The organism is Pseudomonas sp. OVF7 (assembly GCF_030644265.1).
Classification (GTDB): domain Bacteria; phylum Pseudomonadota; class Gammaproteobacteria; order Pseudomonadales; family Pseudomonadaceae; genus Aquipseudomonas; species Aquipseudomonas gorinensis.
In genome coordinates this window covers 323,367-342,778 of record NZ_CP128996.1, presented here as the reverse complement: position 1 = coordinate 342,778, position 19,412 = coordinate 323,367, and the positions used below count along the sequence as shown (strand labels likewise).

The following is a 19,412-nucleotide window of genomic DNA, read 5'->3' as shown; positions in this document are numbered from 1 at the left end:
CTGCGAAAAGCTGTTACCAGTTGTAAGCAACTTTACCGTAATAGAACGCGCCGCTGTAACCGTATGGCGAAAAAGTGCTATAGGCCAAATTGCCACCACTGCTGGCGAAGGCGTTGACCTTCTCCGGGTATTTATCCGTAACGTTGTCGCCGCCCAGGGTGAAGGTCCAGTTCTTCAGCTTGTAGTCCACCGACAGGTCGAGCACCCAGGCCGCCTTGAAGGTCTGGTCGTTGACCTTGTCGGCCTGGTAACTGGTGAATTCACCATAGCGCACCAGGTTGCTGTGCAACGCCCACCGGCCGAAGGTGAAGTCGTTACCCAGGCTCAGTTTGTGCTGGGGCGTGGTGTCGCCGAGCAAACCGATGCGCTCGCGACGGTCCACCCGCAGCAGGTTCACCCCCAGGCTATCGAGGACGGCCGGGTTGGCTTTCACGTCGGTGACCTTGGTGTGGTTGTAGTTGTAGCCCACGGTGCTGTTCCAGCGGATGCCGTTATCGAGTTGATAGCGATAGTTGGCCACCAGGTCGACGCCATCGGTGCTGGTGTCGGTGGCATTGGTGAAGTACCGCGCACTGGTGTAGTTGATATTGCCCACGCCATTGGCCTGCAGGTAAGCAATCGCCGCCGGGTTGAGGTTCAGGTTGGACGAAAGGCTGATGCGGTCACGGATATCGATGCGGTACACGTCCAGCGTCACGGTCAAGTCATCGGCCGGTTCCAGTACCAGGCCGAGGCTGTAGTTGCGCGATTTCTCGGCCTTGAGGTCTTCGGCACCGAGCAGACGGGCCACCTGGCTGTTGGCCGGGAAGGTGCCGGCTTCCTGGATCGTACTGCCGATCAACTGCGAGGAGGTGTAGGCAAAGTTCTGCTGGGCCAGGGACGGTGCGCGGAAACCATTGGAAATACTGCCGCGCACCGCGACTTGCGGGGTGAAGTCGTAACGCGCTGACAGCGAGCCGCTGACATTGGAGCCAAAGTCGCTGTAGTCCTCATGGCGCACGGCAGCCGAGGCACTGAGTTTTTCGGTGAAGTTGGTTTCCAGGTCCAGGTACTGTGCCCAGTTATGCCGTGTGCTGGTGCCCGCATCAGCATCACGAAAGCCACCTAACCCCGAGCTGCCGGTCTGGTAATAAGAGGCGGGCTCTCCCGCCTCGATTTCATACCCCTGGTGCAAGTATTCACCACCAAACGCCACGGACACCGGGTAAGGCAGCCAACCCACGTCGAACTCGCGAGACAGGTCCAGGCTGATTTGCTTCTGGTCGTTGCTCAACGTGCCGTTATCGAACTTGCGCGGCGTGGCCAGGCCCAGGGAGGTGTTGATGGTTTCGGTGCTCAGCGCGTACTGGTTCTTGCCGTAATTGGCCGAGAAGTCGTAATGCCAGTCGTAGGCCAGCAAACCGCGCAGGCCCACCACCAGTGAGGTGTCCTCCAGGTCGCCTTTGATCAGCGGCAGGTAGCCGTTGGGGTTGAGCGCCGGGATGTTGTTGGACGCATTGCTCGCCCGGTAGAACGCTGCCGTCTCGCCGCGTCGCTTGCTGTAACCGCCGAAAGAGTAGAACTCGGCCGCATCGTTGAAGGAATATTCGGAGTTGAACTGCAATTTGCCTTCATTGGTCGCCGGCTCGCCTTGTCGGAACACGCGCTGGCCGTAGGTGGTGGAACCCACGCTGCCCGGCCGGAAATCATTCCCGGCGCGGTTGGTGTAGTCGTTGTCGGCACCTTCGGCCGAGAGGTTGATAAAGCCGTTGTCACCCAAAGCCAGGCCAGTGTTGCCGCTGATATTGCGCTGGATGCCATCGCCCTTCTTGTATTCGCCAAACTTGGTGGAGATCGAGCCGCCATGGTCAGCGTGCTTGAGGATCACGTTGATCACACCCGCGATGGCATCGGAGCCGTAGCGCGCGGAAGCGCCGTCACGCAGCACTTCGATATGATCCACCGCCGACAGCGGGATCGCATTCAAATCCGCCGGGGCCGAACCACGCCCTACCGCACCGCCCAGGTTGACGAACGCACTGGTGTGGCGGCGCTTGCCGTTGACCAGCACCAGCACCTGGTCCGGCGACAGGCCGCGCAACTGTGCAGGTCGTACCAGCTCGGCACCGTCCACCAGGCTTGGGCGAGGGAAGTTGATCGACGGAATCAGGCGCGCCAGCACCGCCCCCAGCTCATCGGAGCCGGTACTGCGTAGGGTCTCGCCGGAAATCACATCGATAGGCGACAGTGAAGCGCTGGCCGTGCGCTCCTGGGCACGGGTACCGGTGACGATCACCGTGTCGAGTTTGGGTACATCGGCGGCAGGCGTTTCAGCCGCCTGGACTGGATTGAATCCCACAGCGGTCAGCAAATTGGCCGACAAAATCGCTGAGTACAGCGCGTGTTTCTTGTAGCTCCCCATACCGCTCCCCTTGGAATCAACACTCAGAACTTCATTGCGCTGAGTGCGTACGATCGATCCGGCTGGCGGGCGGTGGCGGTCAGTGATTGGTTAGTGTCTGTCGTTCGGTAGTCCGTTTATATATAGCTTAAAGATATCTATCAAATAAATTAAATACCTTAAAAGAATAAGCAAAAGTATAAGCCCCTCCGCCCTTTCGTCAGGATTCAGGGCAGCAATCCCGCTACTTTCAGCCCCGGTTCAGCCTGGGCGCACGTCAAGCCGTCAAAATAGCGTGCACATCACGACCCACTTAGCCGCCTCTCACACCGACTATCGAGGTCGCCTCCATGAAAAAATATCGACTGCCCGGCCTGCTGTTCCTGGCCCAGGCCGCCTCGGCCCTCGCTGCCGAAGCGCCGCCCGCCAATGACGACGATGGCTTCTGGTATGCGCAGACCAGTGTCTACACCCGCCATTTCGCGCCGGACCCGGACCACAATAACCAGCAAGACTTGATCGGGCTGGAACGCAATGAGCCGTCAGGCCTGGTATATGGCGGCGCGACGTTTCGCAACTCGTTCAGCCAGCGCTCGTACTACGTCTACGCGGGCAAGCGCTATGACATGGCTGACTATCCGGTGTATGTGAAACTGACAGGCGGGGCGATCCAGGGTTATCGCGGCGAATATCGCGACAAGATCCCGTTGAACCGTTTTGGCGTGGCGCCGGTGATCATTCCGTCCGTGGGCGCCCATTACGGGCCGGTGGCGGCGGAACTGGTATTGCTGGGGTTCAATGCGGCGATGGTGACGACCGGAGTACGATTCTGAGCCGGCACAAACCATTGTGGCGGGTGGCTTGCTCCCGATAGGGAAGTGCCAGCCAGCTCATTTGGACTGATACACCGCTATGGGAGCAAGGCGAATCGTCGCACCGCCCCTCCCACCGTTTGATCGCGTCAGGGCCGCGGGGCGTAGGCGAATACGTCGGCGCGCATCTGGTGCGCATCCATGCCGGCCTCCACCAGTGCGTCCAAGGTCCCGTAGATCATCGCCGGCGAACCGCTGGCGTAGACATGCACCGCCTTCAGGTCGGCAATGTCCTCGCACACAGCCTCATGCAACAGCCCGCAGCGACCCTGCCAGCCACACAGGTCGCTGACGACTTTGTGCAGGAACAGGTTGGGCAGTTGAGCCCATTGATCCCAATGCTCGATCTCGTAGAAGTCTTCTGGACGACGCACGCCCCAATACAGGTGCACCGGGTGCTTGAAGCCCGAGGCGCGGCAATGCTCAATCAGGCTGTGCATCTGCGCCATGCCGGTGCCGGCGGCGATCAATACCAGCGGCCCGTCTGGCAGCTCAGCCAGGTGGGTGTCGCCAAACGGCAGCTCAATGCGAGCCATCCGGTTGCGCTGCAACTGCTCCAGCAGGTTGCGCGCGCTGTCCTCACGGGCCAGCACGTGCAATTCCAGGTCGCGCCCGGCATGGGGCGCGGAGGCCAGGGAAAACGCCGACTTCTCGCCGTTCTCCCGCTCGATCATCAGGTATTGCCCAGCGTGGTAACGCACTGCCTTGCCGGCCGGGGCGCGCAGGCGCACGCGCCACACATCGCCACCGACCTCCACGCACTCGCTCAACTGGCACGCCAACTTGCGCAGCGGTAACTCACCCGGTGCCAGCACGCCATCCCACAACACCACACAATCTTCCAGTGGCTCGGCGATGCAGGTATAGAACTCACCATGGTCGCGCACCTCGCCGGCCTGCTGCACGCGGCCTTCCACCAGGAGCGCCGCACACACGTGGCACACGCCGTTGCGACAGGCTTGCGGGCACTCGTAGCCCAGGCGGCGGGCGCCTTCGAGAATTCGCTCGCCAGGGACCAACTCCAGTACCGCACCGGAAGGTTGCAGGGTTACACGCATCAATCTATTCCCAATTCTTTCCAGATCGCATCGACACGCGCCGTCACGGCTTCATCCTTGACGATCACCCGCCCCCACTCGCGGGTGGTTTCACCCGGCCACTTATGGGTGGCATCCAGGCCCATCTTCGACCCCAGCCCCGACACCGGCGAGGCGAAGTCGAGGTAGTCGATCGGCGTATTGTCGATCATCACCGTATCGCGCTTGGGGTCCATGCGCGTGGTGATGGCCCAGATCACGTCGTTCCAGTCACGGGCGTTGATGTCGTCGTCGGTGACAATAACGAACTTGGTGTACATGAACTGTCGCAAAAACGACCACACACCCAGCATGACCCGCTTGGCATGGCCTGGGTACGACTTCTTCATGGTGACAATGGCCATGCGGTACGAACAGCCTTCCGGCGGCAGGTAGAAGTCGGTGATCTCCGGGAATTGCTTTTGCAGGATCGGCACGAACACTTCGTTGAGCGCCACGCCGAGGATCGCCGGCTCATCCGGTGGTCGGCCAGTGTAGGTGCTGTGGTAGATCGGCTTGATTCGATGGGTAATGCGTTCAACGGTAAACACTGGGAAGCTGTCGACTTCGTTGTAGTAACCGGTGTGGTCACCGTAAGGGCCCTCATCGGCCATTTCACCGGGGTGAATCACGCCTTCGAGGATGATTTCGGCGGTGGCCGGTACTTGCAGGTCGTTGCCACGGCACTTCACCAGCTCAGTGCGGTTGCCGCGCAGCAGGCCGGCGAATGCGTATTCGGACAGGCTGTCCGGTACCGGCGTCACGGCGCCGAGGATGGTCGCCGGGTCGGCACCCAGCGCCACGGAAACCGGGAACGGCTTGCCCGGGTGCTTTTCACACCACTCACGGAAATCGAGGGCACCGCCGCGGTGGCTCAGCCAACGCATGATCACTTTGTTGCGGCCGATCACTTGCTGACGGTAGATGCCGAGGTTCTGGCGATCCTTGTTCGGGCCCTTGGTGACGGTCAGGCCCCAGGTGATCAGCGGGCCGACGTCGCCGGGCCAGCAGGTCTGCACCGGCAACATGCCCAGGTCGACGTCATCACCCTCGATGACCACTTCCTGGCACACCGCGTCCTTGACCACCTTGGGCGCCATGGCAATGATCTTGCGGAAAATCGGCAGCTTCGACCAGGCATCCTTCAAGCCCTTGGGAGGCTCGGGCTCCTTGAGGAATGCCAGCAGCTTGCCGATCTCGCGCAATTCGCTGACCGATTCGGCGCCCATGCCAAAGGCCACGCGGTCGGGGGTGCCGAACAGGTTGCCGAGCACCGGGATATCAAAGCCGGTCGGGTTCTCGAACAGCAGCGCCGGGCCCTTGTTACGCAGGGTACGGTCGCAAATCTCAGTCATTTCCAGCACCGGGGAAACCGGTACCTGGATACGTTTCAACTCTCCGCGCTGCTCAAGTTGCTGCACGAAATCCCGAAGATCCTTGAATTTCATTAACCATGCCACCCGTAAAATAGGCGTACATCCTACCTGCTCTGACCGCGGCTGGCAGCTTAATTGGCCGTCAGCCCCCGTGATTGCAGCGAACTGAACAGTGGCTCCAGAAAGGCTTCGATGTGCCGCGCACCGACCTCGGAGAGGTGATTATCATCGGTGTACAGCGCGCGACCATTGAGTTCGACCCGACATAGACCGTCGACGCCACACAGCAGGGGCGCCGGGTCCAGTACCGCCACGCCACTGTCGGCAGCCGCCAACTCGTCGAATAGCTGGGTGATAAAAGCCTGGCGCCGCTCATGCTCCTCCACCGCAAGCCCTTCTCCCTCCACCGGGCGGTGCATCATGGCCAGGCGACTGAGGCGGTAAGGCACGATGATTTGCTGCAGCGGGACTTCCTTGACCAACCACACGCGATGCCCGGCGGCGCGCAACCCCTTGATGCGCTCGCGCAGGCCCTCGGCGAAGCGTTGTTCGGCCACGGCGCGCACGTACTCACCGGTGCTCGGGTCCTTGAGCGCGTGCTCCTTGTCGCCCGACATTTGCCCATAGAGGTACAGGCTCCAGCGCGCCGCCAGTACCACATCACTGAACGACTGATCGGCCAAGGCCTTCTCGACGCGGCGATTGAAATGCGCACACCGAGAAATATTCTCCAGACCGTCCAAGGGCACGCAACCGGCGAAGCTGGCCTGTACCAGGCTGATGTCGTGGCGCTTGGCCCCATCCTCAAGCGCCGGAATCAACGCGGTGGCATGGCTATCGCCCCACACCAGCGCGGACACCGACAGACTTTTGGGGCCAAAGTGGCAGAACAGTCGCTCATCGGGCGTGTCCTTGTCCGCCAGGCAGGCCATGAGTTCCGGGCTCCATTTCTTAGCCTGGGCATACCGCAACGCCTGTTCGGACAAGCGTGAAGGCACGCCATCGGCTTCGCGCACCGCAAGGCCCGTCAAGCCCAGGCACAGGATGCCAGCCCCGGCAGCGGCCAGGATCGCCTTGCGCCCAGCCAGCAAGCGCTTTTCCCGAAACGGCGCCTCCACGAAGCGCCAGGACACATAACCCAGCACCAGGCTCAGCAATAACAACCCGGTCAGATCAAGCGCGCCCAAGCCATCAACCGCGGCATAGTTGGCGTACACGAACACCGGCCAATGCCACAGGTACCAGGAATAAGAAATCAGCCCCAGGCCCACCATCAACCGCGAACTGAGCAACCGCCCGACCCAGGTTTGCCGCTGCCCATTGGCCCAGATCAAACCAACCACACCCAGCACCGGCAGCAAAGCGGCGGCACCGGGGAATGGCGTGGACGCATCGAAAGCGAATATGGCAATCAGGATCAACGCCATGGACACCAGACTGACCCCCTGGGCGAGTGCCGGTGAAGCGCGCCAGTCACGCTTGGGCATCACCGCCAGCATCGCACCCGCCAGCAGTTCCCAGGCCCTGAGGTGTAGCAGGAAGAAGGCTTTTTGCGGTTGATGGTCGACGGCCCAGACGCTCAGGCCAAACGACACCAGCAACACCACGAACAAGGCCAGGCGCCAGTGTTTCAAGCGGCTGGAAAGCAGGGTCAGCAACAACGGGAAGAGGATGTAGAACTGCTCCTCCACCGCCAGCGACCAAGTGTGCAGCAATGGCTTGATGTCAGAGGAGGCGTCGAAATAACCGTGCTGGCGTGAAAATAGCAGGTTGGAGGTGAATATCACCTGGTAGTGCGCCGACCGTCCCAGCTCTTCGTAGTCCTTGGGTGCCAACAGGAACCAACCCACTGCCAGTGTCGCGGCCATCATCACAAACAACGCCGGCAGGATACGCCGGGCGCGGCGAGCCCAGAAGTCGACGAAACTGAAACGCCCGGCCTGGCGTTCGCGCCAGATGATCGAAGTAATCAAAAAGCCGGAAATCACAAAAAAAACGTCTACCCCCACAAAGCCGCCAGTAACGCCTGGAACGCCAAAGTGGAACAGTACGACTGCAAGGACAGCGACAGCACGTAGGCCATCAATGTCTCTTCGGTAAGCAAGAGAGGTCATAAATCTAGAGTCAGCCAGATACGAATGGGGATGAGCGTAGCCTCGCTCACCTTTTTTGTTTCTTAACTGACACTTGACGCGCTCAAACCTCCCTTTTTCGACACAAAAAAAATGGCGCCCCGGAGGGCGCCATTCTTACGGACCTGAAACGTCGTATTACTTACGTTTCATCGACAGGAAGAACTCGTCATTGGTCTTGGTGGTTTTCAGCTTGTCGATCAAGAACTCAATGGCCGCAACTTCGTCCATTGGGTGCAGCAGCTTGCGCAGGATCCACATGCGCTGCAGTTCGTCGTCGGCGGTCAGCAACTCTTCGCGGCGGGTGCCGGAGCGGTTGATGTTGATCGCCGGGAACACGCGTTTTTCCGCGATGCGACGGTCCAGGGGCAATTCCATGTTGCCGGTACCCTTGAACTCTTCGTAGATCACTTCATCCATCTTAGAGCCGGTTTCAACCAGCGCGGTGGCGATAATGGTCAGCGAGCCGCCTTCTTCGATGTTCCGCGCGGCGCCGAAGAAACGCTTCGGTTTCTCCAGGGCGTGGGCATCGACACCACCGGTCAATACCTTGCCGGAGCTCGGGATCACGGTGTTGTAGGCGCGAGCCAGACGGGTGATGGAGTCGAGCAGGATCACCACGTCCTTCTTGTGTTCGACCAGGCGCTTGGCCTTCTCGATCACCATTTCGGCAACCTGCACGTGGCGGGTTGGCGGCTCATCGAACGTCGAGGCAACCACTTCGCCGCGCACGGTGCGCTGCATTTCGGTAACTTCTTCCGGACGCTCATCGATCAGCAATACGATCAGGTGAACTTCAGGGTTGTTACGTGCGATGTTCGCTGCAATGTTCTGCAGCATGATGGTCTTACCGGCTTTCGGCGGTGCGACGATCAGGCCACGCTGGCCCTTGCCGATGGGAGCGCACAGGTCGATGACTCGACCGGTCAGGTCTTCGGTGGAACCGTTGCCGGCTTCCATCTTCATGCGCACGGTCGGGAACAGCGGGGTCAGGTTCTCGAAGAGAATCTTGTTTTTCGCGTTCTCGGGACGATCGAAGTTGATCGTGTCGACCTTGAGCAGGGCGAAATAACGCTCGCCTTCCTTCGGAGGGCGGATCTTGCCAACGATGGTGTCACCGGTGCGCAAGTTGAAGCGACGGATCTGGCTCGGCGAGACATAGATATCGTCTGGGCCGGCGAGATAGGAGGCGTCTGCAGAGCGGAGGAAGCCGAAGCCGTCCTGGAGAATCTCCAGCACGCCATCACCGGAGATTTCCTCGCCGCTTTTCGCGTGCTTTTTCAGCAGGGAGAAAATCACGTCCTGCTTGCGCGAACGGGCCATATTTTCTATGCCCATCTGTTCGGCCAATTCGAGCAGTTCGGTAATCGGCTTTTGCTTGAGTTCAGTCAGATTCATATAGGAATGACGTAATCATTTATGGAGGGGGGGAAATTAAGCTTTTGGCTTAATGAGGCCGCGCCGCAGAGAAGGCGACAGGATCGCGTACTAATCGAAAGGAATGCGTCGGCGACGGCTTGCAGGGGGCAGTGGAGAAACCAGTGCGGGGCCGAATGTACCACCTGAGTTTCGGAGCGTCTAGCCCTGTTTCACGAAAAAGCCCCGCGATTTGCGGGGCTTTTTGCTGACGCTTAGATGTGCGCGTCGAGGAAAGCTTGCAACTGGGACTTCGACAGCGCGCCTACTTTGGTCGCTTCGATGTTGCCGTCCTTGAACAGCATCAGGGTCGGGATACCACGCACGCCGTGCTTGGCCGGGGTTTCCTGGTTGTCGTCGATGTTCAGCTTGGCAATGGTCAGCTTGCCTTCGTAGGTGGTCGCAATGTCGTCCAGGACTGGAGCGATCATTTTGCAAGGGCCGCACCATTCAGCCCAGTAGTCAACCAGCACCGGGCCAGCAGCCTTGAGTACTTCGGCCTCAAAGGTCGCGTCGGTGACGTGCTTGATAAGATCGCTGCTCATGGATGTCTCCGGATTGTAAGCAAAAAAAACGTTGCCCATCATAGCTGCCCTTCCCCCGTTCAGGAAGCCGTCTCTGATTGAGTCTTGCTATGGTGGTGCATGAGTTTGGGTATGGGCCCAACTCAGGGCGTTACGGGAGTCACAAAGGCAATGCCAGTACGCAATGCCGCGTTGCGCACGTGTTCCTGCATGGTTTTTTGTGCCGCTGCACTGGCGCGACGTGCCAGGGCACGCAGGATTCGACGGTGCTCCTGCCAGGTTTCCATGGCCCGCTCCGGCCGGATGAACGGTAGTTTCTGGCTCTCCAGAAACACCTCGGCGCTGGCGCTGAGTATGCTCACCATCGCCTGATTGCCGCTGGCCAGGAGGATGCGCTGGTGAAATTCGAAGTCCAGTCGGGCGGCAGCTTCGAAGTCACCGGCCTTGAGCACTTTGCGCATGGCCTCGACATTATCTTCAAGGCTATCCAGCTCATCGAGGGTCAATGTCACTGCCGCCAAACCCGCCGCAAACCCCTCCAGCGCGTAGCGCAACTGGAAGATATCCAGCGGCGTGGCCTGGGCCGCGAAGGGCCAGGCAAATCCCGGCGACTCTTGTACCTCCTGCACAAACACGCCCTTGCCTGGCTGCACACTGACTACGCCCAAAGCACTGAGGGACGACAATGCCTCGCGCAAAGACGCCCGGCTCACGCCCAACTGCACTGCCAAGTCGCGCTGGGATGGCAATGCATCACCCGGCCCGAAGCCCTGCTCCTTGATCAGTTTACGGATGGCCTGCAGGGCCGCTTCCGGTACGGCTTGGGCGATGGAATTCATAAAAAACTCAAGGTTCCAGACAGCTGAGCAGCTAGTTGTAAAGCTATTCGCAGCCGGCGGCAAGCTACGCCCCAAAGGGGCTCGCCAGGTTTTGTCGACGCCCGAAAAGGGTGCGAAATGCCTGACAACTGTTCAGACCAGTAAGACCACTTAAACTCAGCAAATCCGAGCGTTGCAGGCCATTGCGACGGTCATGGCATGGGCTGTGCACTGGGCAAATCCAGAAATTCCCTTCGCCCTTCTCGGAGAGTTGCCATGACCAAGCGCTACAGCGCCCTGCTCACTGCCCTGTTTGCCAGCCTGATGCTGAGCCAGGCACCCGCCCAGGCCAACGGTCTGGACGACATCGTCGCCCGTGGCACCCTCAAGGTCGCCGTGCCCCAGGACTTCCCGCCATTCGGTTCGGTCGGCCCCGACATGAAACCACGCGGCCTGGATATCGACACCGCCAAGCTGCTGGCCGACCAACTCAAGGTCAAGCTGGAACTGACGCCGGTCAACAGCACCAACCGCATTCCGTTCCTCACCACCGGCAAGGTCGACCTGGTGATCTCCAGCCTGGGCAAGAACCCCGAGCGTGAAAAGGTCATCGACTTCTCCAAGGCCTACGCCCCCTTCTACCTGGCGGTGTTCGGCCCGCCTGACGCCCCCATCGCCAGCACTGACGACCTCAAGGGCAAGACCATCAGCGTGACTCGTGGCGCCATCGAAGACATCGAGCTGACCGCCGTCGCCCCCAAAGAGGCAACCATCAAGCGCTTCGAAGATAACAACTCGACCATCGCCGCCTACCTGGCCGGCCAAGTCGACCTGATCGCAAGCGGCAACGTGGTGATGGTAGCGATCAGCGAGCGCAACCCGAAACGCGTGCCCGCGCTGAAAGTGAAGCTCAAGGATTCGCCGGTGTACGTGGGCGTGAACAAGAACGAGCCGGCGTTGCTGGAGAAGGTCAACCAGATCCTGGTCGCGGCCAAGGCGGACGGCAGCCTGGAAAAGAACGCGATGCAGTGGCTCAAAGAACCACTGCCTGCTGACCTCTGAAGCGGAGCTGATTGATGGCCTATCAATTCGACTTTGTGCCGGTGCTGGCCAATACCGACCTGCTGTTGCGCGGTGCCCTGTTCACCCTTGAGCTGACCGCTATCGGCGCGATCCTGGGGGTCGCCCTGGGCACCGTGGGGGCCGTGGTGCGGGCGTGGAAAATCCAGCCATTGGCCTGGTTCTTTGGGGTGTATGTCGAGTTGATCCGCAACACGCCGTTCCTGGTGCAGTTGTTCTTTATCTTCTTCGGCCTGCCGTCCCTGGGGCTGAAGATTACCGAGTGGCAAGCCGCCGTGCTGGCGATGGTGATCAACCTGGGGGCCTACTCCACCGAAATCATCCGCGCCGGTATCCAGGCCATCCCGCGCGGGCAACTGGAGGCCGCCGCAGCGCTGGCGATGACACGCTTCGAAGCATTCCGCCATGTGGTGCTGCTACCGGCGCTGGGCAAGGTGTGGCCGGCCTTGAGCAGCCAGATCATCATTGTGATGCTCGGCTCGGCGGTGTGTTCGCAGATCGCCACCGAGGAACTGAGCTTTGCCGCCAACTTTATCCAGTCGCGTAACTTCCGCGCATTTGAAACCTATGCCCTGACCACCCTGGTGTACCTGTGCATGGCGTTGATGATTCGCCAGTTCCTCAACTGGATTGGCCGCCGCTTCGTGATGAGGAACAGTCGATGAGTGATTTTTCCTTCTGGGACATCGTTCGCAACCTGGCCACCGGCCTGCAGTGGACATTGTTGTTGTCGTTGGTGGCGTTTGTCGGCGGTGGCCTGATCGGCTTGCTGGTGATGACGATGCGCATCAGCCGCAAGGCTTTCCCGCGTAATGTCGCGCGCACCTACATCGAACTGTTCCAGGGCACGCCGCTGTTGATGCAACTGTTCCTGGTGTTTTTCGGCATCGCCCTGCTTGGCGTGGATATCTCGCCCTGGCTGGCCGCGGCGATTGCCTTGACGCTGTTCACCAGCGCCTACCTCGCCGAAATCTGGCGTGGCTGTGTCGACTCCATCGCCCACGGGCAGTGGGAAGCCTCGGCCAGCCTGGCCCTCAACCCATTTGAGCAACTGCGCTACGTGATCCTGCCCCAGGCCCTGCGAATTGCCGTGGCGCCCACCGTGGGCTTCTCGGTGCAGGTGGTCAAAGGCACCGCAGTGACCTCGATCATCGGCTTCACCGAATTGACCAAGACCGGCGGCATGCTCGCCAATGCCACTTTCGAGCCCTTTATGGTCTACGGCCTGGTGGCCCTCGGTTACTTCCTGCTCTGCTACCCCTTGTCCCTCAGTGCGCGCTACTTGGAAAGGAGACTGCATGCCTCTGCTTAGAATTTCCGCCCTGCATAAGTATTACGGCGATCACCACGTACTCAAGGGCATCGACCTGACGGTTGAAGAAGGCCAGGTGGTGGCGATCATCGGCCGCAGCGGCTCGGGTAAATCCACTTTACTGCGAACCCTCAATGGCCTGGAATCGATCAACGACGGCGTGATTGAAGTTGACGGCGAATACCTCGACGCCGCCCGTGCCGACCTGCGCAGCCTTCGGCAGAAAGTGGGCATGGTGTTCCAGCAGTTCAACCTGTTCCCGCACCTTACGGTGGGCGAAAACGTCATGCTTGCGCCACAGGTCGTACAAAAAGTGCCCAAGGCCAAGGCGACACAATTGGCGCGACAGATGCTGGAACGCGTTGGCCTGGGCGAGAAGTTCGACGCCTTTCCCGATCGCCTTTCAGGCGGCCAGCAGCAACGCGTTGCCATCGCTCGTGCGCTGGCGATGTCGCCCAAGGTGCTGCTGTGCGATGAAATCACTTCGGCGCTGGACCCGGAACTGGTCAACGAAGTCCTCAGTGTGGTTCGCCAGTTGGCCAAGGACGGCATGACCCTGATCATGGTGACCCACGAAATGCGCTTTGCCCGGGAAGTCGGGGATAAGCTGGTGTTCATGCACCAGGGCAAGGTGCATGAAGTCGGTGATCCCAAGGTGCTGTTTGCAAACCCTCAGACTGCCGAGCTCGCGAATTTCATCGGCACTACCGAGGCCTCCGCCTGACCCGTCAGCCTCCTGGCACCAGCTCGAATCGTCCATTGCCCTCCAGCGTGGTTTTATCGCGAACGGCAATGGCCGCACTCGACAGCCAGGTGTCGACCTGCACCTGCGCTGAAAAGGTACGCCCGGTGGCAGGCAACCCACCTGCCAACACAACCAGCACCTGCCCTGGGCGCAGGGCCCCGCCTCGCTCGGCGTGGTTGTACAACTGCGCCAGCTCCACTGGCTTCCCATCCAGCAGGGGATGCTGGAGGGTCAAGTTGAAATAGTCTTGCCGACCAAACCTGTAGCCCTCAGCGTTGGCGGGCGTACCGTCAAAACGCAGCGCAATCACGGTTGCCCCAGGGCACACCACATTCAAACGCACTGTGCGCTTGCCCATGGAAACGGCCTGGCTGGCCGACTGCCCGTCACTTCGCAGCAGGCCATAGTCAACCAGCGGCTGGCTCAAGGACAAACGACAAGCCGCACTGGCCTCACCCGCCAGCACCAGCCCCGCCAGCAGCACACCAGCACGCTTCAAGGCGCCAGCCCTAGCGGCAGGTCGCCGAAGCGGCTTCATAAAATTGGCCATCATTCGTTTGCTCCGCGAGGTCGAGTTTCAGTACGCAAGAAGTCGCATTCGACGAGGATACTTTCAGGGTTTTCAACGCGTCGGCATTACTCAGGAAAATCATGCCGTCACCCACTACCGTGGTCAGGAAAGTATTGTCAGCTCCAAGGACCGCAGCGCCCTGGGGCAAAGGGTTACCCCGCGAGTCGGTGGCACGCAGCAGCACTCGTCGCACCTTCACCACATCGAAGTTGACCTGACTGAACGAACCTCGCCCTGCCTCCAGGGTCCGGGTGCCATTCTTGATATCCACTTGTTTCGGCAAGCTTTTGCCTTCGACTTCCAACTGGCTGGTTTGATAGGCCGGCAAGGCGGCAATGACCGCATTGCCCCATGGGTCGGTCCATACGGGGCCTTGCGGCGTGGTAATCCGTGCGCCAGGGATATCGCCGACCGAGACCACGCCAAACGTGTCCTCGACAGGGTACGGCGATAGCGTGACGCCTTCCGAGTGAGCAACCACACCGCCTTGCACCTGTCCGCTGTAGCTGGTGTTGTAAGAATCGCGGTTGATTCCCAGGCCCACCTGGGCATAGCGGGATGTCGTATTGAGCGTTGCGCCCAGTGTGTTTCCAGCAGGTTCACCCAGCTCATGATCACTGCGGACCTGGTAGTTCAGCGTTTCATCGACGCGTTCGTCATAGGCGGTACCGATGCTGGATCGCAGGCCCTGGCGGCGGGCATACGTACTCAGGGAACGATCGCCACCCAAGGGCACGCTGACCTGCAAGCGCACACCTACGCCGTCGTCGTTTCGGCCCTTGTCCTTTGCCTGGCTGGATTGGCCTACTTGCGAGTCCACCGTCACGCCCACGTTGGCGTACAAGAAGTTCTTGTTCCATGAGCCATAGACGTGTTCGGAAGTGCGGCTGTTGAAATGCGATCCACGCGTATAGCCGATAGAGAAGCCACCGAATAGCGGGTCCGCCCAGCTGAAACCCGCGGTGTACTGGTTCTTGAAGCGCGAGCCTTCATGCTCTTCACGGGATACGGCATCGAGTACGTCCCGGTAACCCTGCGTCTGGGTCGTGGCGCTCAACGCCATCTGCACATCCCAGGGCAATGCAGCGCCTACGGAAATACTGCTTCGGGCGCCCTGCACTTTTTTCGAATGGTCTCGAGACAGGTTATTACGCACCCCGACGGAAAAGCGCTGGGAGAAATTACTGTCCAGCGCCCATCCCAACGAGTTATAGCCTTCAGTGGCCTGCACACCTGCGCTGAGCGCGCTGTTCCTGCCCACCGCCCAAGTGCCACTCCCCATGGCCATCAAGGGCTCCCTGGCGCCTCGCCGCTCGACATCGCGAATCTTGCCCACCGACGCGGCGTAGCCCGACTTGACGGGCACTGCCGCACGAAACGAGGCGGCGGGTACCACAAAGCTGCGCTGGCCACCGCGAGTGTCAATGACGGTGACGTTAAGATCGCTGGTGCCATTGAGCAAGGGCAGGTTCTTCAAGGCGAAAGGCCCCTCTGGCACCACTGTTGTGTAGATCAGGGCACCGGACTGCCTCACCTCGACCCGTGATTGGCTAAGAGCCTGCCCTTCCACCAGGACGCCTGCGTTGGCCGCACGGTTTTCTATACCGTCAGGAAACAGCTGTGCCCCCATCAGTTGCACGCCACCAAACACAGGACTGGTTCCAGAAACCTGTCCGACTTGGAATGTAGAAGCCAGCGGCGCAAAGTCGCGCTGTGCATAGGCGTACAGATGCTCGGACGTGGTGTTACGGTCGTTGGCGATGTAGAGCTGGCGACTGCGGGCAATCCAGTCGCCCAGGTTGAAACCCACCTCGGTGGAGGCAGACATATAACGGTTGGTGTCTGCTCGCGAGTGACTATTGACTGCCTGAATGTCGTAATTGAGCAGTGCGGCGGTGCCCCCCCGAGCGTAGCTGCCGGAACCTCGCTGACCATCGTGCAGCGCGTCCGTGGGCACCACTAACGCCACTTCTTCACTTCCAGGACGCAGGGTCGTGACCGTCTTGGGGTACTCGGCCCGAAAATCATGGCAGGCGTGATCAGCGGCGGCCCCCTTGTCAATCACCGAGGAAGGCACACGCAGGCCTGCGCGCTCCAGCAAGGCACGGGTAAAACACAATTCGCCCTCGCTATCGAAGCGTGCATCCGTCAAGCCAATACGTTCACCATTCACCGTCAGGTCTACAACCCTCAGGCCCTCGCTAAAACGCGGGGCGCTACGGAAATACTGGGCAATCGAAGGGCTGATGCCACGCGCCTGCAACGTCGCCAGATCAAAACCCGCGATGGTCGATGTCGGTGCCGCATAAGACCCCGTCGCCACACCCGACATCATCACTACACACACCGACAGGCTCAGGCCATTGACGCTGAACAGCGGCTGGGGTGTTTGTTTTTCACGTGAACGACTACGAACCGTGCCGGTGACTCCGTTGATATCACTCATGGCGGATTAAGGTGCGTTCGCTACGAGCAACGCTTCGTAGCTATCGACGGAAAAACCATACACGGTGGCAGGTTCGAGGGTGACGGAGGTCGCCCCTGGTGCCGCTGTCTTCAACTCCACGCTCAATACTTCGCCCGGCAGGATGTAGGTACGGGGAAGGCTGGTGCTGATTTTCTGCGGATTGAGCCGTACTTCAGCCGCCAAACGAACCACATAGGGGCTGTCGTTACGCACACTCAAGGTTTTGTTCCGGAGTTGCCATGCCAGCAACTCCCAGGGTGCCTCGTGCCGCGGCAGTCCCTTCGGATGCAGGATCAGCGGCAGATTCTGTCGAAGACTGATACCGATGGTTGCACCCGAACCGGGTTGAGCCTGGGGAATGCCTTCGAAGGAAACGCGCTTCAACCGCTGGGTCTTGAGCGGTTCCTTGGCGGTTATCAGGAACCTCACCATTTGCCGCTCACCACCATCGACCCGTGCAACCGGCGGGGTCAACACCACCAGGGGCTCAAGATCTTCTGGAATATCCTCGATGGTCGAATGCAGCAACGCGGGTCGGGCATCCGTATTTGTCACATTGATGCTGGCCTCCCCATCGGCCTCATTCAAAACGACGACAGTGGTTTCAGGTTGCATGCCATCGCCCACCGCCACGCTGCATAAAAGAAAGTTGAAGCATACAAACAACGAAAGGAGAGCCTTTGCCTTTGACACTATTATCATTTGTTCTTCCCTTCATTTAACGAGCATCAAAACGATTGGTGCAACTTCCAGCACGCCACGCAAGAGCACTGATTTGCCCTGACCACACCCACTACCCCTTAGAGATAGCGCAACTCCAAAGTCGCGAGACCGTCCAACCTGGCCACATCCTTAAAATTCAATTCGGAGGTTTTATTGATGACGGCTTGAAACTGTAGATATCCAGAAATAACAGTAAGCCGCACAGGCGCCATTGTTCCTGAATACCAGCTGGTTAAATGTCCCCCCTGCCCCAGCGCACCCTCACCCCCCACCCAGCGTCCTTGACCGTCCCCATAAAGAGGCAAAACAGGCCTTCCGTCAGCGGTGGAATTAAGCAATTGCATTATGTAACCACCAATCTTTTGATTCGCCGCGGTCAACCCAAGCCCGAAATTGAAGCGATCAGTAACCGGATGATCGAACTGACCTCTCATCATGTCCGGAATTTTACTGGCGGCGCGATTATCTACAGCGGTCACAGCCAACTGGGTTCCAGAAGAGCACTTAATGTTATAAGGCGTACTTTTCGCTTCCAGCGTGGTGTAGTTTGTAGCGCTTAATAGTTGAGGGTCAATGGTGCCATAATCGATGACCGCATTGACCAATGTGAAGCTGCAACTTGCAGGCACAATAAAGCCCTTTACACGCACATCAATAGCCAGGGCATTAAAACCTGCGACAACCAGAAATATGCCCGTCATCACTGCAACTATTTTTTTCATACAATTTACCGCTCATAAGACTGTCTGTTGCAGGTTTTGTAGTCCTGCCCCAATCACGCCTCTCTGACAGGTAATGAAATCCAATACTGTTAAAGGGAACGTTCACGAGACAGGAACCTGTAGCAGGTGGGCACACGTCTTAGAGGTAGCGCAGCTCCAGTGTTGCCTGACCATCCAGGCTTACCCGGCTACTCAAGTCGAGCTCGGACGTTTTATTGATGACGGCCTGGACTTCCAGGTTTCCGGAAAGGGTATTGAGTTGAATAGGGGTAGCGGTGCCCGAGTACCACGAGGCAACATTGGAAACGAGCCCCAAGGCTTGGCCACCCGCCGACCAACTTGCACCATTATTGGTGGAGGTCAGAACGCCGACCGCTTTACCATCCGCTACCGAATTGCGCAGGTGAACAACATAGCCGCCAACCTTCTGATTTTTGGAATTAACGCCCAGGCCGTAGTTATAAGTATCCGTGTAGCTACTACCGAACTGGGACACCATCAAGTTAGGGATGCGGGTACTGGCACGGTTATCGACTGCCTTGATGCCCACTTTGGCCTTGGCGTGAGATCCGCACCTGATTGCATACGGCGTGCTTTTCTTTGCGAGCTTGGTGTAATTTGTTGCACTCAGTGTATTCGGATCAATACTGCCATAATCAATAATCGAGTTAGTAATAGTAAAGCTGCAGCTGGGAGGAGCAATGGATCCTTTTACGCGTAGATCTGCCGCTTGAGCTGTCAAGCCAGCAACAGCCAAAAATACACCTGCGAATATTGCTATATTCTTCTTCATCTAAAGCGCACCTTAATCAAGAATTAGAGGGTGTATCAATAAAGATCAAAAAGCTCCTCATGCGCGCCCGGCGACGACGCCTACCAATATCTTCTTCCTGAAACGCTGACCGATAGATCAATAACACCACGGCACAATCGCCGGTCGGAAGTATCAACGCTTCACATCGGCGATAAAGCCGGAAAAAATATCAATTTCCGTAAGAACCATCAGCCGCGTAACGCGAAACCTTCAACCAGGGCCGTACGAATAAAAGCGCCACCAATAAGGTACAAAGATAAATCAAGTAGGACTTAGCCAATAAATCAGTAAATTTACGGGTAGCGGAACATGTCTTACAGCGGCTATCCGCCTTGCAATACAATATTTATAAACATTTCTTACATCCCTTACTCAATTGCCCTA

Annotated in this window: 17 protein-coding genes; 5 read left to right on the top strand and 12 right to left on the bottom strand. The window is 58.9% G+C overall.

Annotation, left to right across the window (positions count from 1 at the left end):
• Positions 1-13 precede the first annotated feature (13 nt).
• Positions 14-2,401, bottom strand: coding sequence for a TonB-dependent siderophore receptor (locus QU606_RS01515; protein WP_168233039.1), 2,388 nt, complete (start codon positions 2,399-2,401; stop codon positions 14-16).
• A 329-nt stretch (positions 2,402-2,730) separates the two neighbouring features.
• Between QU606_RS01515 and QU606_RS01510 the strand changes: the two genes are divergently transcribed.
• Complete coding sequence (locus QU606_RS01510) at positions 2,731-3,213, top strand: sn-glycerol-3-phosphate transporter (protein ID WP_304998051.1); 483 nt, start codon at positions 2,731-2,733, stop codon at positions 3,211-3,213.
• 128 nt (positions 3,214-3,341) lie between these two features.
• Here QU606_RS01510 and QU606_RS01505 read toward each other — a convergent pair whose 3' ends face one another.
• The 6 genes from QU606_RS01505 to QU606_RS01480 form a co-directional block, all read right to left on the bottom strand.
• A complete protein-coding gene (locus QU606_RS01505; RefSeq protein ID WP_024078016.1) occupies positions 3,342-4,310 on the bottom strand; it encodes a CDP-6-deoxy-delta-3,4-glucoseen reductase in 969 nt (322 codons plus the stop codon).
• Positions 4,310-5,776, bottom strand: coding sequence for a 4-hydroxy-3-polyprenylbenzoate decarboxylase (ubiD, locus tag QU606_RS01500; RefSeq protein WP_024078017.1), 1,467 nt, complete (start codon positions 5,774-5,776; stop codon positions 4,310-4,312). Before ubiD ends, QU606_RS01505 begins: the two co-directional genes overlap by 1 nt.
• 59 nt (positions 5,777-5,835) lie before the next feature.
• Complete coding sequence (locus QU606_RS01495; protein WP_069077249.1) at positions 5,836-7,818, bottom strand: acyltransferase family protein; 1,983 nt, start codon at positions 7,816-7,818, stop codon at positions 5,836-5,838.
• 156 nt (positions 7,819-7,974) lie between these two features.
• Positions 7,975-9,234 carry a transcription termination factor Rho gene (gene rho / locus QU606_RS01490; protein WP_017845130.1) on the bottom strand — a complete coding sequence of 420 codons (1,260 nt, stop codon included), beginning with the start codon at positions 9,232-9,234 and terminating at the stop codon, positions 7,975-7,977.
• A gap of 233 nt (positions 9,235-9,467) precedes the next feature.
• Complete coding sequence (gene trxA, locus QU606_RS01485) at positions 9,468-9,797, bottom strand: thioredoxin TrxA (protein WP_024078019.1); 330 nt, start codon at positions 9,795-9,797, stop codon at positions 9,468-9,470.
• A gap of 122 nt (positions 9,798-9,919) precedes the next feature.
• Positions 9,920-10,615, bottom strand: a complete 696-nt coding sequence (locus QU606_RS01480; protein WP_024078020.1) for a FadR/GntR family transcriptional regulator — start codon at positions 10,613-10,615, stop codon at positions 9,920-9,922.
• Between the two features lie 255 nt (positions 10,616-10,870).
• On the opposite strand from QU606_RS01480, the gene QU606_RS01475 reads away from it, so the two are divergent.
• From QU606_RS01475 to QU606_RS01460, 4 genes are read left to right on the top strand one after another with little or no spacing between them, the layout of a single operon-like run.
• Positions 10,871-11,656, top strand: coding sequence for a transporter substrate-binding domain-containing protein (locus tag QU606_RS01475; protein ID WP_024078021.1), 786 nt, complete (start codon positions 10,871-10,873; stop codon positions 11,654-11,656).
• Between the two features lie 14 nt (positions 11,657-11,670).
• Positions 11,671-12,339, top strand: a complete 669-nt coding sequence (locus QU606_RS01470) for an amino acid ABC transporter permease (protein ID WP_304998050.1) — start codon at positions 11,671-11,673, stop codon at positions 12,337-12,339.
• Positions 12,336-12,986, top strand: a complete 651-nt coding sequence (locus QU606_RS01465; protein ID WP_024078023.1) for an amino acid ABC transporter permease — start codon at positions 12,336-12,338, stop codon at positions 12,984-12,986. The genes QU606_RS01470 and QU606_RS01465 overlap by 4 nt, the downstream gene beginning before the upstream one ends.
• The gene (locus tag QU606_RS01460) at positions 12,973-13,710 is read left to right on the top strand and encodes an amino acid ABC transporter ATP-binding protein (RefSeq protein WP_024078024.1); all 738 of its coding nucleotides are present in this window, start codon (positions 12,973-12,975) and stop codon (positions 13,708-13,710) included. Before QU606_RS01465 ends, QU606_RS01460 begins: the two co-directional genes overlap by 14 nt.
• Positions 13,711-13,714: 4 nt before the next feature.
• Here the strand turns inward: QU606_RS01460 and QU606_RS01455 are convergent, their stop codons facing one another.
• The 5 genes from QU606_RS01455 to QU606_RS01435 all read right to left on the bottom strand — a co-directional run bounded on the left by QU606_RS01455 (position 13,715) and on the right by QU606_RS01435 (position 19,007).
• Complete coding sequence (locus QU606_RS01455) at positions 13,715-14,230, bottom strand: DUF1120 domain-containing protein (RefSeq protein WP_304998049.1); 516 nt, start codon at positions 14,228-14,230, stop codon at positions 13,715-13,717.
• Between the two features lie 10 nt (positions 14,231-14,240).
• On the bottom strand, positions 14,241-16,748 hold the full coding sequence (locus QU606_RS01450) for a fimbria/pilus outer membrane usher protein (RefSeq protein WP_304998048.1): 2,508 nt from the start codon (positions 16,746-16,748) through the stop codon (positions 14,241-14,243).
• A 6-nt stretch (positions 16,749-16,754) separates the two neighbouring features.
• Positions 16,755-17,471: a fimbria/pilus chaperone family protein gene (locus tag QU606_RS01445; protein WP_024078027.1), complete on the bottom strand. Its 717-nt coding sequence runs from the start codon at positions 17,469-17,471 to the stop codon at positions 16,755-16,757.
• Positions 17,472-17,569: 98 nt separating this feature from the next.
• The gene (locus QU606_RS01440) at positions 17,570-18,214 is read right to left on the bottom strand and encodes a DUF1120 domain-containing protein (RefSeq protein ID WP_304998047.1); all 645 of its coding nucleotides are present in this window, start codon (positions 18,212-18,214) and stop codon (positions 17,570-17,572) included.
• A gap of 139 nt (positions 18,215-18,353) precedes the next feature.
• Complete coding sequence (locus QU606_RS01435) at positions 18,354-19,007, bottom strand: DUF1120 domain-containing protein (protein WP_304998046.1); 654 nt, start codon at positions 19,005-19,007, stop codon at positions 18,354-18,356.
• Positions 19,008-19,412: the final 405 nt, after the last annotated feature.

Bases quoted from the DNA above. Each gene is read 5' to 3' on its own strand.
- QU606_RS01515 (WP_168233039.1), bottom strand. From the start codon at position 2,401: ATGGGGAGCTACAAGAAACACGCGCTGTACTCAGCGATTTTGTCGGCC.
- QU606_RS01510 (WP_304998051.1), top strand. From the start codon at position 2,731: ATGAAAAAATATCGACTGCCCGGCCTGCTGTTCCTGGCCCAGGCCGCC.
- QU606_RS01505 (WP_024078016.1), bottom strand. From the start codon at position 4,310: ATGCGTGTAACCCTGCAACCTTCCGGTGCGGTACTGGAGTTGGTCCCT.
- ubiD (WP_024078017.1), bottom strand. From the start codon at position 5,776: ATGAAATTCAAGGATCTTCGGGATTTCGTGCAGCAACTTGAGCAGCGC.
- QU606_RS01495 (WP_069077249.1), bottom strand. From the start codon at position 7,818: ATGACCTCTCTTGCTTACCGAAGAGACATTGATGGCCTACGTGCTGTC.
- rho (WP_017845130.1), bottom strand. From the start codon at position 9,234: ATGAATCTGACTGAACTCAAGCAAAAGCCGATTACCGAACTGCTCGAA.
- trxA (WP_024078019.1), bottom strand. From the start codon at position 9,797: ATGAGCAGCGATCTTATCAAGCACGTCACCGACGCGACCTTTGAGGCC.
- QU606_RS01480 (WP_024078020.1), bottom strand. From the start codon at position 10,615: ATGAATTCCATCGCCCAAGCCGTACCGGAAGCGGCCCTGCAGGCCATC.
- QU606_RS01475 (WP_024078021.1), top strand. From the start codon at position 10,871: ATGACCAAGCGCTACAGCGCCCTGCTCACTGCCCTGTTTGCCAGCCTG.
- QU606_RS01470 (WP_304998050.1), top strand. From the start codon at position 11,671: ATGGCCTATCAATTCGACTTTGTGCCGGTGCTGGCCAATACCGACCTG.
- QU606_RS01465 (WP_024078023.1), top strand. From the start codon at position 12,336: ATGAGTGATTTTTCCTTCTGGGACATCGTTCGCAACCTGGCCACCGGC.
- QU606_RS01460 (WP_024078024.1), top strand. From the start codon at position 12,973: ATGCCTCTGCTTAGAATTTCCGCCCTGCATAAGTATTACGGCGATCAC.
- QU606_RS01450 (WP_304998048.1), bottom strand. From the start codon at position 16,748: ATGAGTGATATCAACGGAGTCACCGGCACGGTTCGTAGTCGTTCACGT.
- QU606_RS01445 (WP_024078027.1), bottom strand. From the start codon at position 17,471: ATGATAATAGTGTCAAAGGCAAAGGCTCTCCTTTCGTTGTTTGTATGC.
- QU606_RS01440 (WP_304998047.1), bottom strand. From the start codon at position 18,214: ATGAAAAAAATAGTTGCAGTGATGACGGGCATATTTCTGGTTGTCGCA.
- QU606_RS01435 (WP_304998046.1), bottom strand. From the start codon at position 19,007: ATGAAGAAGAATATAGCAATATTCGCAGGTGTATTTTTGGCTGTTGCT.